General features: G+C 33.6%; 23 protein-coding genes. All 23 read right to left on the bottom strand.

Translation table 11 applies throughout. The annotated features are described in order from the left end of the window. The 23 genes from secY to fusA all read right to left on the bottom strand — a co-directional run bounded on the left by secY (position 1) and on the right by fusA (position 13,061). Entirely contained in the window at positions 1-1,323 is a 1,323-nt protein-coding gene (gene secY / locus AC2D6T_RS03155) for a preprotein translocase subunit SecY (RefSeq protein WP_298948064.1), read from the bottom strand. A gap of 11 nt (positions 1,324-1,334) precedes the next feature. After that, positions 1,335-1,787, bottom strand: coding sequence for a 50S ribosomal protein L15 (gene rplO / locus AC2D6T_RS03150; RefSeq protein ID WP_298947869.1), 453 nt, complete (start codon positions 1,785-1,787; stop codon positions 1,335-1,337). Between the two features lie 10 nt (positions 1,788-1,797). Next, positions 1,798-1,980, bottom strand: coding sequence for a 50S ribosomal protein L30 (gene rpmD, locus AC2D6T_RS03145; RefSeq protein WP_114425983.1), 183 nt, complete (start codon positions 1,978-1,980; stop codon positions 1,798-1,800). Positions 1,981-1,991: 11 nt separating this feature from the next. Then, positions 1,992-2,516, bottom strand: a complete 525-nt coding sequence (gene rpsE, locus AC2D6T_RS03140; protein ID WP_298948065.1) for a 30S ribosomal protein S5 — start codon at positions 2,514-2,516, stop codon at positions 1,992-1,994. A 3-nt stretch (positions 2,517-2,519) separates the two neighbouring features. Next, positions 2,520-2,870 carry a 50S ribosomal protein L18 gene (gene rplR / locus AC2D6T_RS03135; RefSeq protein WP_484680421.1) on the bottom strand — a complete coding sequence of 117 codons (351 nt, stop codon included), beginning with the start codon at positions 2,868-2,870 and terminating at the stop codon, positions 2,520-2,522. Positions 2,871-2,882: 12 nt separating this feature from the next. Continuing rightward, complete coding sequence (rplF, locus tag AC2D6T_RS03130) at positions 2,883-3,428, bottom strand: 50S ribosomal protein L6 (protein ID WP_484680420.1); 546 nt, start codon at positions 3,426-3,428, stop codon at positions 2,883-2,885. A gap of 10 nt (positions 3,429-3,438) precedes the next feature. After that, positions 3,439-3,837: a 30S ribosomal protein S8 gene (gene rpsH, locus AC2D6T_RS03125; protein ID WP_298947879.1), complete on the bottom strand. Its 399-nt coding sequence runs from the start codon at positions 3,835-3,837 to the stop codon at positions 3,439-3,441. 162 nt (positions 3,838-3,999) lie between these two features. Next, positions 4,000-4,269: a 30S ribosomal protein S14 gene (rpsN, locus tag AC2D6T_RS03120; RefSeq protein WP_053973144.1), complete on the bottom strand. Its 270-nt coding sequence runs from the start codon at positions 4,267-4,269 to the stop codon at positions 4,000-4,002. A gap of 3 nt (positions 4,270-4,272) precedes the next feature. Next, on the bottom strand, positions 4,273-4,824 hold the full coding sequence (rplE, locus tag AC2D6T_RS03115) for a 50S ribosomal protein L5 (protein WP_438988892.1): 552 nt from the start codon (positions 4,822-4,824) through the stop codon (positions 4,273-4,275). Positions 4,825-4,832: 8 nt separating this feature from the next. Next, positions 4,833-5,135 carry a 50S ribosomal protein L24 gene (rplX, locus tag AC2D6T_RS03110; protein WP_438988893.1) on the bottom strand — a complete coding sequence of 101 codons (303 nt, stop codon included), beginning with the start codon at positions 5,133-5,135 and terminating at the stop codon, positions 4,833-4,835. An 11-nt stretch (positions 5,136-5,146) separates the two neighbouring features. Next, positions 5,147-5,515 carry a 50S ribosomal protein L14 gene (rplN, locus tag AC2D6T_RS03105; protein WP_015482230.1) on the bottom strand — a complete coding sequence of 123 codons (369 nt, stop codon included), beginning with the start codon at positions 5,513-5,515 and terminating at the stop codon, positions 5,147-5,149. A gap of 1 nt (position 5,516) precedes the next feature. Then, entirely contained in the window at positions 5,517-5,774 is a 258-nt protein-coding gene (gene rpsQ, locus AC2D6T_RS03100) for a 30S ribosomal protein S17 (protein ID WP_298947886.1), read from the bottom strand. A 20-nt stretch (positions 5,775-5,794) separates the two neighbouring features. Beyond that, complete coding sequence (rpmC, locus tag AC2D6T_RS03095; protein ID WP_077809829.1) at positions 5,795-5,986, bottom strand: 50S ribosomal protein L29; 192 nt, start codon at positions 5,984-5,986, stop codon at positions 5,795-5,797. Between the two features lie 11 nt (positions 5,987-5,997). Beyond that, positions 5,998-6,429, bottom strand: a complete 432-nt coding sequence (gene rplP / locus AC2D6T_RS03090) for a 50S ribosomal protein L16 (protein ID WP_298947889.1) — start codon at positions 6,427-6,429, stop codon at positions 5,998-6,000. A gap of 21 nt (positions 6,430-6,450) precedes the next feature. Beyond that, a complete protein-coding gene (gene rpsC / locus AC2D6T_RS03085; RefSeq protein ID WP_298947891.1) occupies positions 6,451-7,170 on the bottom strand; it encodes a 30S ribosomal protein S3 in 720 nt (239 codons plus the stop codon). Between the two features lie 11 nt (positions 7,171-7,181). Then, a complete protein-coding gene (gene rplV, locus AC2D6T_RS03080) occupies positions 7,182-7,586 on the bottom strand; it encodes a 50S ribosomal protein L22 (protein WP_298947893.1) in 405 nt (134 codons plus the stop codon). A 6-nt stretch (positions 7,587-7,592) separates the two neighbouring features. Further along, entirely contained in the window at positions 7,593-7,871 is a 279-nt protein-coding gene (gene rpsS, locus AC2D6T_RS03075; RefSeq protein WP_015482224.1) for a 30S ribosomal protein S19, read from the bottom strand. A 6-nt stretch (positions 7,872-7,877) separates the two neighbouring features. Further along, the gene (gene rplB / locus AC2D6T_RS03070) at positions 7,878-8,702 is read right to left on the bottom strand and encodes a 50S ribosomal protein L2 (protein ID WP_347186850.1); all 825 of its coding nucleotides are present in this window, start codon (positions 8,700-8,702) and stop codon (positions 7,878-7,880) included. Between the two features lie 11 nt (positions 8,703-8,713). After that, a complete protein-coding gene (gene rplW / locus AC2D6T_RS03065) occupies positions 8,714-9,004 on the bottom strand; it encodes a 50S ribosomal protein L23 (RefSeq protein WP_298947898.1) in 291 nt (96 codons plus the stop codon). Between the two features lie 6 nt (positions 9,005-9,010). Beyond that, positions 9,011-9,640, bottom strand: a complete 630-nt coding sequence (gene rplD, locus AC2D6T_RS03060; RefSeq protein WP_347186852.1) for a 50S ribosomal protein L4 — start codon at positions 9,638-9,640, stop codon at positions 9,011-9,013. After that, the gene (rplC, locus tag AC2D6T_RS03055; RefSeq protein WP_484680419.1) at positions 9,640-10,257 is read right to left on the bottom strand and encodes a 50S ribosomal protein L3; all 618 of its coding nucleotides are present in this window, start codon (positions 10,255-10,257) and stop codon (positions 9,640-9,642) included. Before rplC ends, rplD begins: the two co-directional genes overlap by 1 nt. A 362-nt stretch (positions 10,258-10,619) precedes the next feature. Next, positions 10,620-10,925 (bottom strand): 30S ribosomal protein S10, encoded by a 306-nt coding sequence (rpsJ, locus tag AC2D6T_RS03050; protein ID WP_068363283.1) that lies wholly within the window; start codon positions 10,923-10,925, stop codon positions 10,620-10,622. An 18-nt stretch (positions 10,926-10,943) separates the two neighbouring features. After that, positions 10,944-13,061 (bottom strand): elongation factor G, encoded by a 2,118-nt coding sequence (gene fusA, locus AC2D6T_RS03045; protein ID WP_347186853.1) that lies wholly within the window; start codon positions 13,059-13,061, stop codon positions 10,944-10,946. Between the last annotated feature and the right edge of the window lies 1 nt (position 13,062).

Here is a 13,062-nt window from a genome sequence, read left to right as displayed (position 1 = left end):
TTATTTATTCGATTTTCTATTACTATTTCCTGGTTTCATTAAACCATCGTAATGACGATTTAATAAATAAGAATTAATTTGTTGCATGGTATCTATTGCTACACCAACCATAATAATTAAGGAAGTACCTCCGTAAAACATAGCCCAACCTTGTTGTACACCAAATTGAACAACAACTGCTGGTAAGATAGAAAGGGCTGCTAAAAATAACGATCCTGGGAACGTAATTCTCGATAAAACACTATCTAACTTTTCTGCTGTATCTTTTCCTGGTCTGATGCCTGGTATAAAACCACCACTTCTTTTTAAGTCTTCAGCCATTTTATTCGTAGGAATGGTAATTGCTGTATAGAAAAAACTAAAAATGATAATTAATAATGCAAAAATTACATTGTATTGCCATCCAAAAGGATCTGTTAAACCAATTAAGGCAGGAAACTTTTGTCCTAAAGCCATTGGCAAGAACATAATTGCCTGAGCAAATATAATTGGCATAACACCTGCTGCATTTAATTTTAAAGGAATATAATCTCTAGAGCCAGCAACGTTTTGAATGTTACCTGCAACAGTTCTTCTAGCGTATTGTACTGCTATTTTACGAACAGCAGTAACTAGTAATACAGTTAATAATATTACTACAAACCAAACAATAATTTCAATAAGAACCATCATTAAACCACCTGCACCTGCATTTGTTGTTTTTGCAAGAAATTCTTGTAAAAATGCAGCTGGAAAGTTCGCAATAATACCTACAGTAATTAATAATGAGATCCCATTACCAACACCTTTATCTGTAATACGCTCTCCTAACCACATGGCAAAAATTGTACCTGCAGTTAAAATAATGATTGATGAAATCCAAAAAGTTAAACCTGGTACTAAAAAAGCTTCTGGTCCAAGACCAAACTGCGTTTTAATAGCTGTAATATACGTTGGTGCTTGTACCAAAGTAATACCTATGGTTAACCATCTTGTGATTTGTGTAATCTTTTTTCTTCCACTTTCTCCATCTTTTTGTAGTTTCTGTAAATAAGGAACTGCAATTCCCATTAACTGTACTACAATTGATGCAGAAATGTAAGGCATAATACCAAGTGCCATTACTGACGCTCTAGCAAATGCTCCTCCTGTAAATGCATTCAATAATCCTAAAAGACCTCCAGATGTACTTTCTTTTAAAGCAGATAATTGTAATGGGTCTATTCCAGGTAATGGAACAGAAGCCATAAAACGGTATACTGCAATTAGACCGATAGTAAGAAGAATTTTATTTTTTAATTCCTCAATCTTGAAAATATCTTTTAGTGTATTAATAAAATTCATCATTTACTAGATTATAAAGTAACAGCTTCACCTCCTGCTGCTTCTATAGCTGCTTTAGCTGTTGCTGTAAATTTATGTACAGTTATATTTAATTTAGCTTTTAATTCTCCATTGCCTAATATTTTTACTAGGTCATTTTTACCTGCTAATCTATTAGCAACAAGAATGTCTAAATTTACTGTATCTGTTATTTTTCCACTATCTACTAAAGATTGTAATTTATCTAAGTTGATTCCTTGATATTCCTTACGGTTAATATTTGTGAAACCAAATTTAGGTACACGTCTTTGAAGTGGCATTTGCCCACCTTCAAAACCAATCTTTCTAGAATAACCTGAACGAGATTTTGCTCCTTTGTGACCTCTGGTGGAAGTACCTCCATGTCCAGAACCTTCACCACGTGCAATTCTTTTCCCTTTTTTTACAGATCCTTCTGCCGGTGTTAAGTTATGTAAACTACTCATTTTAAATATCTTATTTTAATTTCTCTACAGAAACTAAATGTGAAACTTTATTTACCATACCAACTATTGAAGGAGTTGCCTCATGCTCAACAGTTTGGTTTAATCTACGTAAACCTAATGCCTCTAAAGTTCTCTTTTGATTCTTTAAACGCCCGATTTGACTTTTTACTTGTGTAACTTTTATTTTTGCCATCGTTCTTAGATTTATCCGTTAAATACTTTTTCTAGAGATATACCTCTTTGCTTAGCAATAGAAGATGCGCTTCTTAACTGTAATAAAGCATCAAATGTTGCTTTTACTGCATTGTGTGGGTTTGATGACCCTTGAGACTTAGATAATACATCGTGTACACCTACAGACTCTAATACAATACGAACAGCACCACCGGCAATAACTCCTGTACCAGGAGAAGCAGGTTTGATGAATATTTTTGCTCCACCAAACTTTCCTTTTTGCTCATGAGGTAATGTACCTTCTAAAATTGGTATTCTTACTAAATTTTTCTTTGCATCTTCAACAGCTTTTGCTATTGCAGAAGACACATCTTTAGATTTTCCTAATCCGTGTCCGACAACTCCATTACCATCACCAACAACAACAATTGCAGAGAAACCAAATGCTCTACCACCTTTTGTTACTTTGGTAACACGCTGTACACCTACTAATCTATCAACAAGCTCTAATCCGCTTGGTTTAACTCTTTCTACGTTTTTATAACCTTGCATAATTTCTTAAAATTTTAAACCAGCTTCTCTTGCAGCTTCTGCTAATACTTTAACTCTACCATGGTATAAATAACCATTTCTATCGAAAGCAATTGTTTCTAATCCAGCTTTAGTAGCTTTTTCTGCGATAGATTTACCTACTGCGGCTGCTGCTTCTGATTTAGAGTTTGCTTTAATATCTTTATCTCTAGATGAAACTGAAACTAATGTTACTCCGTTTACATCGTCAACTATTTGAGCGTAAATTTCTTTGTTACTTCTATAAACCGATAATCTTGGTTTGGTAGGAGTACCAGAAACAATCTTTCTGATTCTACGCTTTATTCTAGCTCTTCTTTCTAGCTTTGATAATGCCATAATATTATTTGATTATGCAGATTTACCTGCTTTTCTTCTTAATACTTCACCAACAAACTTAACACCTTTACCTTTATATGGTTCTGGGGTTCTGAAAGAGCGAATCTTTGCAGCTATTTGACCAACTAATTGTTTGTCAAAAGAAGTTAATTTAATGATTGGGTTTTTCCCTTTCTCTGATACTGTTTCTACTTTAACTTCTGGAGCTAATTCTAAAACGATATTATGAGAGAAACCTAACGCTAAGTCAAGCTTTTGACCTTGGTTTGATGCTCTATAACCAACACCTACCAATTCTAATTCTTTGGTCCAACCTTTACTTACACCTTCAATCATATTACTGATTAAAGCTCTCATTAAACCATGTTGTGCTTTATGGTCTTTACTCTCTGAAGCTCTATCTAAGGTAATAACGCCTTCTTCAATATTAATTGAAATACCATCAGAAATAGTTTGAGATAATTCTCCTAACTTTCCTTTTACTGTTATTACATTATCTTTAATGTTTACATCTACACCTTGTGAAATGTTAACGGGATTTTTTCCTATTCTACTCATTTCTTAAAGATTAATAAACGTAACATAAAACTTCTCCTCCAACATTTTCTAGACGTGCTTTTTTGTTTGTCATTACACCTTTTGATGTAGAAACAATAGCAATACCTAGACCGTTAAGTACTCTTGGCATCTCAGAGGAACCAACATACTTACGTAAACCAGGTGTACTGATTCGTTGAATTTTTCTAATTACTGACTCTTTTGTGTCTTTGTCATATTTTAAAGCTATTTTAATTGTACCCTGAACTTTATCAGCGTTAAATTGATAACTTAAAATATACCCTTGATCAAACAAAATTTTAGTCATTTCCTTCTTCAAATTTGAAGCTGGAATTTCCACTACTCTGTGTCCTGCAGCTATAGCATTTCTTACTCTAGTAAGAAAATCTGCAATTGGATCTGTATACATATTTATTTAAATTGCGACTACGGTTTTCAAAAATCTCTATTTCTACTACAGATTTCTCTGTGATTTTTGAACCTTTAATCAGTTAACATTCTTATACTCAAAAAAAATAGAGCGTGCAAAGATACACATTCTATTTTTATTTTAAAGATTTATTGATGTTTTCTACCAACTTGCTTTTTTAACACCTGGTATTAAACCTTGATTTGCCATTTCACGAAAAGTAACACGACTAATACCAAATTGTCTCATATATCCTTTTGGACGCCCTGTTAATTTACATCTGTTGTGTAATCTAATTGGAGAGGCATTTTTTGGTAATTTTTGCAAAGCTTCATAATCTCCAGCTTCTTTTAAAGCTTTTCTTTTTTCAGCATATTTTGCAACTGTACGTTCTCTTTTACGCTCACGCGCTTTCATTGATTCTTTAGCCATTATTTAATTTTTTTTAAATGGTAAACCTAGTTCTGCTAATAATGATTTTGCTTCTTTATCAGTGTCTGCAGATGTTACAAAAGTAATATCCATTCCATTGATTTTTTTAACTTGATCAATATTAATTTCTGGGTAAATGATTTGTTCAGTAATTCCTAAATTGTAATTACCTCTACCATCAAAACCGTTAGCTTTTATGCCGTTAAAATCTCTTACACGAGGTAAAGAAGCGGTAACTAATCTATCTAAAAACTCATACATTTTATCACCTCTTAACGTAACTTTTGCACCAATTGGCATCCCTTTACGTAATTTAAATGATGCAACGTCTTTTTTAGACATTGTAGAAATCGCTTTTTGACCTGTAATTGTAGTCAATTCTTCTACTGCATAATCTATTAATTTCTTATCTGCAATTGCAGCACCAACACCTTTAGAAACAACTATTTTTTCTAATTTTGGTACTTGCATTACATTCTTATAACTGAATTCCTCAATAAGAGCTTTTATGACTCTTTCTTTGTATTCTGCTTTTAATCTTGGTACGTAACTCATGATTATTCTTATTTTTTAGTTTTTTTAGAGATTCTAGTTTTAGTATCTCCATCAACTTTATAACCTACTCTTACAGCAACACCATCTTCTACTAACATAACATTAGATATGTGAAGTGAAGCTTCTTTTTTTACAATACCACCTTGAGGATTTTGAGCACTTGGTTTGGTATGCTTAGAAACTAAGTTTACACCTTCTACCAATACTCTATCTTTATCTTTTATGATTTGTAAAACCTTACCTTCAGATCCTTTATGATCTCCTGCAATAACTTTTACAGTATCTCCTGACTTTAATTTAAACTTCTTCATTTTATGATAATTTAAAGCACTTCAGGTGCTAATGATACTATTTTCATGAATTGTTTCTCACGAAGTTCACGGGCAACAGGTCCAAATACACGTGTTCCTCTCATTTCCTCTGTAGGGTTTAAAAGAACACAAGCATTGTCATCAAATCTGATATATGACCCATCTTTACGTCTTACTTCTTTTTTAGTTCTTACAACAACTGCTCTAGATACTTGACCTTTTTTTACAGTTCCGTTAGGAGTTGCAGATTTAACACTTACTACAATCTTGTCGCCAATGCTTGCGTAACGTTTTTTTGTACCTCCTAAAACTCTAATAACTAAAACTTCTTTAGCTCCAGTATTATCTGCTACTTTTAATCTTGATTCTGTCTGTAACATATTATTTAGCTCTTTCTAGGATTTCTACTAATCTCCAACGTTTAGATTTACTCATAGGTCTTGTTTCCATGATTCTAACAGTATCTCCTTCGTTGCAATCATTCTGTTCGTCGTGTGCAACGTACTTCTTAGTCTTTAATACGAACTTTCCGTACATTGGGTGTTTTACTCTTTTAGTTTCAGAAACAACAATAGATTTTTCCATTTTGTTACTAGAAACAACACCAATTCTCTCTTTTCTAAGATTTCTTTTTTCCATCTTTAAAACTGACTATAGAATTATTGTAATTCTCTTTTTGTTAATTCTGTTGCAATTCTTGCTACAGTTCTTCTTAAGCTTCTCAATTGCAATGGGTTCTCTAAAGGAGTTATTGCATGAGCCATCTTAAGATCAGTATAATTCTTTTGCAACGCTCCAAGCTTTTCATTAAGATCGGCTATAGATAATTCTTTGATTTCTGATTGTTTCATTATATATAGAATTAAGCGTTAATATCAAAATCTCTTGCGATCACAAACTTCGTTCTTACAGGAAGTTTCTGTGCAGCTAAACGTAAAGCTTCTTTTGCAACATCCATTGGTACTCCACCAACTTCAAACAAAATTCTACCTGGTTTAATTACTGCAACAAAATGATCTGGTGCACCCTTACCTTTACCCATACGTACCTCTAGAGGCTTTTTAGTGATAGGCTTGTCTGGAAATATTTTAATCCAAAGTTGCCCCTCTCTTTTCATATGACGTGTTGCCGCGATACGAGCTGCTTCAATTTGACGTGAAGTTAATAAGTTCTGGTCTAAAGATTTGATACCAAACATACCATTAGATAGTTGGTTTCCTCTTTGAGAATTCCCAGTCATATTCCCTTTCGCCTTCTGTACCTTACGGTATTTTACTCTTTTTGGCTGTAACATTTTTAATTTCTAATTTAAAAATTATTTTCTTCTACGAGGTTGACGTTTAGATCTATCACCACCTTTACCACCAGATTGCTTCTTAGACAATCCTACTAAAGGAGATAATTCTCTTTTACCATAAACTTCGCCTTTCATGATCCATACTTTCACACCTAATCTTCCGTATGTAGTATGAGCCTCTACAAGAGCATAATCAATATCTGCTCTAAAAGTAGAAAGAGGAATTCTACCTTCTTTAAAATGCTCTGAACGTGCCATTTCAGCACCGTTTAAACGTCCTGAAATTTGAATTTTAATTCCTTCAGCGTTCATACGCATAGTTGCAGCAATTGCCATTTTAATTGCTCTCTTATAAGAAATTCTGTTTTCTATTTGACGAGCAACACTTGTTGCTACTAATCTTGCATCCAATTCTGGACGTTTGATTTCGAAAATATTAATTTGAACTTCTTTACCCGTAATTTTTTTAAGCTCTTCTTTTAACTTGTCTACCTCTTGACCTCCTTTACCAATAATGATACCTGGACGTGCTGTAGTGATAGTAACGGTTACAAGTTTTAAAGTACGCTCTATAATTACTCTTGATACACTTGCTTTAGATAATCTAGCATGAATATACTTTCTTATCTTATCATCTTCTGCAATTTTATCTCCGTAGTCATTACCACCGTACCAGTTAGATTCCCAACCTCTGATGATTCCTAATCGATTTCCTATTGGATTCGTTTTTTGTCCCATTTCTACTTAGATTAATTACTTAAATTTTTACTTCCTAACTCTAAAGTAACGTGATTAGAACGCTTACGAATTCTATGAGCACGTCCTTGTGGAGCTGGTCTTAGTCTTTTTAACATTCCTGCACTATCTACGCAAATAGTTTTTACGTATAATCCAGCGTCTTCTATTGTTGCGTCTTCGTTTTTAGCTTGCCAGTTTGCAATTGCAGACATTAACAATTTTTCTAAATTTCTAGATGCTTCTTTAGGACTGAATTTTAAGATTTGTAGTGCTTTTTCAACTTCTACACCTCTTACTTGATCTGCTACTAAACGCATTTTTCTTGGTGATGTAGGACAGTTAGTAAGCTTTGCAAAAGCACGTTGCTTTCTAGCTTCTTTTAACTGATCTGCCATATTTTTTTTACGAACTCCCATTGCCTACTATTTTTTACCTTTATTTTTTGCACCAGCGTGTCCTCTAAAAGAACGAGTTGGTGAAAATTCGCCTAATTTGTGCCCTACCATGTTTTCTGTAACATATACTGGTACAAACTGTCGCCCATTATGAACTGCAATTGTTTGCCCTACAAAATCTGGTGTAATCATACTTGCTCTTGACCAAGTTTTAATTACTGTTTTGTTACCAGCTTCTACATTAGCTAACACTTTTTTCTCTAATTTATAGTGAACGTAAGGTCCTTTTTTTAATGATCTTGCCATAACTTATTATTTCTTTCTACGTTCTAAAATATACTTATTACTAGCTTTTGTCTTAGATCTAGTCTTAAATCCTTTAGCAGGTATACCGTTTCTAGATCTTGGATGACCTCCAGAAGAACGTCCTTCTCCACCACCCATTGGGTGATCTACTGGGTTCATTCTAACTGCATTTGTTCTTGGTCTTCTACCTAACCATCTAGATCTACCCGCTTTACCAGAAACAAGTAATTGGTGATCTGAATTAGATACAACTCCAATTGTTGCCATACAAGTTAACAAGATATATCTTGTTTCACCAGAAGGTAATTTAACGGTTGCATATTTACCTTCTCTTGCCATTAACTGTGCAAAAGAACCTGCAGAACGTGCCATAACAGCACCTTGACCAGGGCGTAATTCTATACAAGAAATAGTAGTTCCTAAAGGAATTTCATTTAATGTCATTGCATTTCCAATCTCTGGTGCAACACCTTGTCCTGAAATAACTGTTTGACCTACTTTTAAACCGTTTTGTGCAATTACATAACGCTTTTCTCCATCAGCATAACTTAATAGTGCAATAAAAGCTGTACGATTTGGATCGTACTCTATTGTTTTTACTGTTGCAGGAACACCTTGCTTATCTCTTTTAAAATCGATAAGACGGTATTTTTGTTTATGACCACCACCAATATTACGTGTTGTCATTCTTCCCTGATTGTTTCGACCTCCAGATCTTTTTTTCGGAACAAGTAAACTTTTTTCCGGCTTATCAGTTGTTATGGTGTCGAACCCATTTACAACTCTAAAACGCTGACCTGGTGTTATTGGTTTTAATTTTCTAACTGACATTTTTGTCTTTCTTAAAGATTGTTATAAAAATCAATACTTTCTCCTTCTGCTAATTGTACAATAGCTTTTTTGTATCCGCTTTTAATACCAGTAACTAAACCTTTTTTAGTAAACTTTGTATTTCTTTTAATTGGATAGTTTAAAGTTTTTACACTAGAAATAGAAACACCATAAGCTGTTTCTACAGCATGCTTGATTTCTACTTTATTAGCGTTACTATCTACAACAAACGCATAACGATTATATAATTCACTATCGTTTGTAGCTTTTTCCGTAATAATAGGTTTTATTAAAATACTCATGAATCCCTATTTGCTTAAGTTTGTATTAATACCTTCTAAAGATCCTTCTGTAATAATTACTTTATTAGCGTTTAAAACACCATAAGTATTAATTTCTGAAGCTTTGATTACTTTAGAGTTTTTTAAATTACGTGATGATAAATACACATTTGTATTTTCATTATCTAAAACAAACAAAGATTTTTTAGTATCTAACTGTAATGCTTTTAAAACATTAACGAAGTTTTTTGTTTTTGGATTTTCAAAATTAAAATCTTCTACAACAACTAAATTTTTATCGTTTGTTTGTATACTTAAAGCAGACTTACGTGCTAAACGCTTTAAGTTTTTATTCAATTTAAAAGAATAATTTCTTGGTCTTGGACCGAACATACGACCTCCACCTCTAAAAACACCAGACTTGATAGAACCTGCTCTTGCAGTACCAGTACCTTTTTGTTTTTTTATCTTTCTTGTAGAACCTGATATTTCTGCTCTTTCTTTAGATTTATGTGTTCCTTGACGTTGGTTTGCCAAGTATTGTTTTACATCTAAATAAATAGCATGATCATTAGGCTCAATTCCGAATACATCTTTAGAAAGTTCAACTTTTCTACCTGTATCTTTTCCTGTAATATCTAAAACTGCTACTTTCATTATTTCTGAATAGTTACAAAAGCATTTTTGTGTCCAGGAACAGCTCCTTTAACAACAAGTAGGTTCTTTTCAGCAACTACTTTTAATACTCTTAAGTTTTGTACTTTCACTTTATCTCCACCCATTCTTCCTGCCATACGCATTCCTTTGAATACTCTTGCAGGATAAGATGCAGCTCCAATAGAACCTGGTGCTCTTAAACGGTTATGTTGACCATGTGTAGCTTGACCAACCCCACCAAATCCGTGACGTTTTACTACACCTTGAAAACCTTTTCCTTTAGAAACTCCAGAAATATCTACAAACTCTCCTTCTACGAAGTGCTCTACTGTAATAGAGTCTCCAAGTTTGTACTCTTCTTCAAATCCATGGAATTCAACGACTTTCTTCTTAGCAGTTGTGCCAGCTTTTTTAAAGTGACCATCTAACGCTTTGTTAGAACTTTTTGCTTTTTTGTCATCGAAACCAAGTTGCAACGCATTGTATCCGTCAACCTCTTCGGTTCTGACTTGGGTAACAACGCATGGACCTGCTTCAATTACTGTACAAGGAATATTTTTCCCGTTTTCATCAAATAAGCTGGTCATTCCAATTTTTCTTCCTATTAACCCAGACATTTAGTTAAAATTTTAGACGAATAGATAAATTTTCCAGCGCGTCTAATTAATATTATTTTTTTGAAACGATAGTTTCTAAAATCCTTTGAGTTTCTTTCAAAAAAAACAGCGCAAAACAAATTCAACGCTGATTTTGTTTTTCCGTTTTTCCTTCGCGAAACGCTCTGGACATGTTACCATTACTGAAATTTAATTCAGAAACAGCCTAACCCTACTCTATTTCGGGTTGCAAAAGTATTAAAAACTTTCGGTTTAACAAAATTAAACCGAAAGTTATGTACTTTTTGATTTTAATTTAGATTCTAAATCAAGATCGGTATGTATTCAACTTCACACTTTTCTCAAGAAAAAGTAAAGTTGCATTACACTTTAATTTCCACTTCAACACCACTTGGTAACTCAAGTTTCATTAGAGCATCAATAGTCTTTGAAGAAGAACTATAAATATCTAATAATCTTTTGTAAGCAGCTAATTGAAATTGCTCTCTTGATTTTTTATTTACGTGCGGAGAACGCAATACTGTAAATATTTTTTTATGTGTTGGCAAAGGTATTGGTCCGTTTACTACAGCACCAGTACTTTTTACCGTCTTTACAATTTTTTCAGCAGATTTATCTACTAAATTGTAATCGTAAGACTTTAATTTTATTCTAATTTTTTGACTCATCTTGTATAATTTAGTAGGTTATCCTTTTGCTTTTGCAATTACATCTTCTGAAACATTAGAAGGAGTTTCTGAATAGTGAGAAAATTCCATCGTAGAAGTTGCTCTACCAGAAGACATTGTTCTTAAAGCAGTAACATAACCAAACATTTCAGATAAAGGAACTAAAGCTTTTACAACTTTTGATCCTGCTCTATCGCTCATGTCGTTTACTTGACCTCTTCTTCTATTTAAATCTCCAACGATGTCACCCATATTTTCTTCTGGAGTTAGTACTTCTAACTTCATTAAGGGTTCCATAATTTTAGCTTGAGCTGCTTTCGCTGCGGCTTTAAAACCTAATTTAGCTGCTAACTCAAAAGATAATTGATCTGAATCTACCGCGTGGAATGAACCGTCTTTTAAAGTAACTTTCATAGAATCCATTTCATAACCTGCTAATGGACCATTTTTCATTGCTTCTTTAAAACCTTTCTCTACAGATGGTACAAATTCTTTAGGAACGTTACCACCTTTAATAATAGATTCGAATTGTAAACCTTGAACACCTTCGTCTGCAGGCTCCATAGTAAATACAATGTCTGCAAATTTACCACGACCACCAGATTGCTTTTTATATACCTCTCTATGATCTGCAGCAGCAGTAATAGCTTCTTTATACTCAACCTGAGGCTGACCTTGATTTACTTCTACTTTAAACTCACGCTTTAAACGGTCTACAATTACATCTAAGTGAAGCTCACCCATACCCGATATAATAGTTTGTCCTGAAGCCTCATCTGTTCTAACTGTAAAAGTTGGATCTTCTTCTGCTAATTTACCTAAACCAATACCTAATCTATCAACATCTGCTTTTGTTTTAGGCTCTACAGCAATACCAATTACTGGATCTGGAAAATCCATTGATTCTAAAACAATAGGATGCTTTTCATCAGATAATGTATCACCAGTTTTAATTGATTTAAAACCTACAGCTGCACCAATATCTCCAGCTTCAATATATTCAATTGCATTTTGCTTATTGGCATGCATTTGATAAATACGAGAGATACGTTCTTTTTTAGCAGAACGATTATTTAAAACGTAAGAACCAGCATCTAAACGACCTGAATACGCTCTAAAAAATGCTAAACGACCAACAAATGGGTCTGTTGCAATTTTAAATGCTAATGCAGCAAACGGCTCTTTAACATCTGGTTTACGTAATTCTTCTTGATCTGTATCTGGATTTACACCTACAATACCTTCTTTATCTAAAGGTGATGGCAAATAACGACAAACAGCATCTAAAAGAAACTGAACACCTTTATTTTTAAATGCAGAACCACAAATCATTGGAATGATAGCCATATCCATTACAGCAGCTCTTAATGCAGCATGCACTTCTTCTTCTGTAATAGAATCTTCATCTTCCATGAATTTTTCTAAAAGATTCTCATCATAACTTGCTACTTCTTCAATTAAAAGTGCACGATATTTACGAGCTTCTTCTTTCATATCTTCAGGAATCTCTACAACATCAAATGTTGCACCCTGAGTTTCATCATGCCAAATAATAGCACGGTTTTTAACTAAATCTATGATACCTTTAAACTCATCCTCATCACCAATATTTAAAACAATTGGTACTGCATTTGACTTTAACATATCTTTTACTTGTTGACAAACAGCTAAAAAGTCAGATCCTTGACGATCCATTTTGTTTACAAAACCGATTCTTGGAACTTTATAGTTATCTGCTAACCTCCAGTTTGTTTCAGATTGTGGCTCAACACCATCAACTGCTGAAAACAAAAACACCAAACCATCTAATACACGTAAAGATCTATTTACTTCTACTGTAAAATCTACGTGTCCCGGAGTATCGATAATATTAAAGTGATATCCTTTTGTTTCTGGAGTTGGTTGTGCATTTTCTAAAGGAAACTGCCATGTACAAGTGGTAGCTGCAGAGGTAATTGTAATACCTCTTTCTTGCTCTTGTTCCATCCAGTCCATTGTAGCTGCACCATCGTGTACTTCTCCAATTTTATGAGAAACACCAGTATAATACAGTACACGTTCTGTTGTTGTGGTTTTACCAGCATCAATATGAGCTGCAATACCTATATTTCTTGTGAATTTTAAATCTCTAGCCATT

The organism is Polaribacter sp. YIW18 (genome assembly GCF_057219325.1).
Note: the sequence above shows the minus strand (reverse complement) of the source record. Positions and strands in the feature narration are given on the sequence as shown.